Annotated in this window: 3 protein-coding genes and 1 pseudogene; 3 read left to right on the forward strand and 1 reads right to left on the reverse strand. The window is 41.3% G+C overall.

The window, feature by feature from the left end; genetic code table 11:
- The 3 genes and pseudogenes from PVV69_RS09525 to PVV69_RS09535 form a co-directional block, all read left to right on the forward strand.
- Positions 1-261: head decoration protein (locus PVV69_RS09525; RefSeq protein WP_273757313.1), on the forward strand; the 261-nt coding region annotated here is incomplete at its 5' end.
- 12 nt (positions 262-273) lie between these two features.
- Positions 274-1,350 (forward strand): annotated as a pseudogene (locus PVV69_RS09530) (major capsid protein).
- A 1-nt stretch (position 1,351) separates the two neighbouring features.
- On the forward strand, positions 1,352-1,708 hold the full coding sequence (locus PVV69_RS09535) for a hypothetical protein (protein ID WP_273755807.1): 357 nt from the start codon (positions 1,352-1,354) through the stop codon (positions 1,706-1,708).
- Positions 1,709-1,735: 27 nt separating this feature from the next.
- On the opposite strand, the gene PVV69_RS09540 is transcribed toward PVV69_RS09535, so the two are convergent.
- Complete coding sequence (locus tag PVV69_RS09540; protein WP_273757314.1) at positions 1,736-2,578, reverse strand: hypothetical protein; 843 nt, start codon at positions 2,576-2,578, stop codon at positions 1,736-1,738.
- Positions 2,579-2,830 lie beyond the last annotated feature (252 nt).

Here is a 2,830-nt window from a genome sequence, read left to right on the forward strand (position 1 = left end):
GCGGGAACTGTCATGGGAAAGATAACCGCAACGGAACACTATGTCCCCCTTAATCCAGCAGCAACAGATGGCAGCCAAACACCGGCAGGGATTTCTTTTGCCACTGTTGACGCAACAGGCGCAGATCAACGCGCCGTGATTACAGCACGCTTATGCACAGTGAAAGCTTCTGAACTGCTATGGCCAGATGCCATCACAGATGAGCAAAAGAAAGCAGCCATTCAGTCTTTCGAAGACAAAAACAACATTCTATTGAGATAGGAGAATGCACACATGGATATGAATTTTTTTAAACATGATGCTTTCTCAAGCATCACAATGATGAAAGCCATTGAAAACTATGAGTTTCAACCTGGTCTTGTAAGTTCTCTTAATCTCTTTGAAGAAGTTGAAACCAGTACCACAGTGGTTGGGATTGAACGGCGTGATAATACATTTTCGCTTATTCAAACCAGTGAACGTGGCGCACCTTTGACAGAAGGTGATAGAGAGGGTCGTAATCTTCGGTTTTTCAAAACAACACGGATTGCCAAAAGTGATACGGTGAAATCAGAAGAAATCCAGAACCGGCGTGAATTTAGCGCAGAAGATCAGTTAGAGACAGCAATGAAATATATTGCCAGAAAACAAAAGAAACTGATTTCTGAAATAGAATTGACATGGGAAAATATGCAGCTTGGCGCTGTTCAAGGTGTTGTCCTTGATGCTGATGGCTCTGTCATTGTTGACTGGTACAAAGAATGGGAAATCACGCCACCAAAGCCCATTGACTTTAAACTAAATGTTGAGACAACCAATGTTGCTGACAATGTTGATCGGGTCATTATGAGGATGATTGAGGCTTCAAAAGGAGCATTTTCTGATCGTTCGCGGATTATTGGGCTTTGTGGAAATGAATTCTTTTCCAAGTTGAAAAACCATAAAACAATTCGTGAGACCTATCTCAACACAGCCTTAGCACAAACACTCAATAGTGCCGGAGGTGTTGCAACACCAAGTGCAATTGGTTCTGGGAGCTTTGGCAGTTTTGACTTTGCAGGTGTCACTTTTATTAATTACCGGAGTATTCACAACTATAATGTGAGTGCGAAGGCTGGAACAAAGCGTGCCATAGGCATTAAGCCTGATGAATGTCAATTCTTTCCTGTTGATGCGCCTGGTGTCTTCCAAAAAACCTTTGCACCAGGTGAAAGCTTGGATTTTGCCAACACGGTTGGAAGACCGCTCTACACCATGCTTATAGTCGACCACGACCGTAATGCATGAGTAAAACCGGAAGTCTATAGCTATCCGCTTTACATCTACACACGCCCTGAAATGCTGTTTAAAGCAGTGATTGGAGCGAAATAACATGCGATGGCACGGGCTGCTAAACCAAATGGTTAAAGATGTACGCAACACTTTTGGGCAGCCCATCATCTACACGCGAAAGGACAACCAGCAATCTTTTCGGATTACAGCGATTTACGGCATTAAGCATTCGGAATCGGATGCCGGTGGCAGAATCCCCACCACAATTGCAAGAAAGGAACTTGATCTTTGTATCAATGACATTGGAGGCTTACCACCAAAACCTCAAGATAGTATTGTGGTCCTCTCTCCTGAAAACAGCAAAGCGCCCTCTTCTCAAGAGCACTTCGTGGTCACAGATGTCCAAGCCTCAGAATCCGGTATGTATAAGCTTATCTTGCGGGAGATAAAACAATGAGGCATCTTTATTTGGTGTGTTTAAAAATCAATAAGGCTGCCCAAGAGCCCTAACCACTGCAGCAAATTGGGGAGTAGCGGTGAATTTGTAGTTCCATGGTATACCAGAGCGGCGATTAACCCGACATCCCTCATATGTGATGTCTACTGATGCAATTCGCGTCCAAGTAGTTCGTTCATTCTTTTCAGAGCTTTCAAACACAATAGCTTGATCGGTTACCAAAAGACGCCCACGTGCTACAACTACCATTTGTTCTATTTTATTTACTCTACGTTTACCAACAAAATTAGCATATTCTTGAACTCCCAACAGTTTTTCATTAGGTGCTAGACGATAATCATATTCACTTGCATCAAGTTCTTGAAACATTTCACATGCTTCGGAAAAATTAAAGGGAGGGATATCTGGTTGTAACATCGCAACTTGTTGTTCAAAATGTTTTTTGCGTCTGTATAGACAATAATTATATAAAGCGGAACCTGCAGAAAAAGTGAGTATTATTAACAACCCCCATCCCAAAAAGCCTAATCCATCATCTTTGTCTGGTTTGTTAACTTGAGTGGGGGTAATTTGCTTATCAGTATCCTCAGCTGGTACCTGAGTCACGCTTTCGTTTTGAGTAGCAACATCTATTGACAAAGTCGAGGAGGAGGCAACAATTTCATTATTGCGTGTAATTTGATTTGGTTTGTCTTTGTGTACAGAAGCACCTACTATCGCAGAGCCGATAAATAATAAAGCTCCAATACCAAGAGTTTTCAGTCCGTTTTTCCGCCATTTCTTTATACATACTAAAACGAGTCCGACAATCATCATTGGCAATGATAACAAGCACACGATCATTGCAATTATATTAAGGGTATCCAGCATTACCTCCCCCTCCGCTATAAATAAAAAAGTAAAGTGGAAATTTAAAGTGAGTTGACAAATAAAGTAAAGACGTACTTATATAATTTAGAAAAATGTAATATTACTTATTGACATTGTGACAGGAGTATGAATAATCGAATCAGGTGCCTCAAAAACACCTTAAATACCAAGCGGGCGAGCTACCGAGATAGTTTATTTTCCGCACATTAAAGGCTTTGACTCATTGTATGTTACACGCATATAATGATATTG

It is taken from the genome of Bartonella sp. MM73XJBT (assembly GCF_028618465.1).
In the GTDB taxonomy this organism is placed as follows: Bacteria; Pseudomonadota; Alphaproteobacteria; order Rhizobiales; family Rhizobiaceae; genus Bartonella.

What these genes read in the sequence shown, in the direction of transcription:
- PVV69_RS09535 (WP_273755807.1), top strand. Translation starts at nt 1,352, where the DNA reads ATGCGATGGCACGGGCTGCTAAACCAAATGGTTAAAGATGTACGCAAC.
- PVV69_RS09540 (WP_273757314.1), bottom strand. Translation starts at nt 2,578, where the DNA reads ATGCTGGATACCCTTAATATAATTGCAATGATCGTGTGCTTGTTATCA.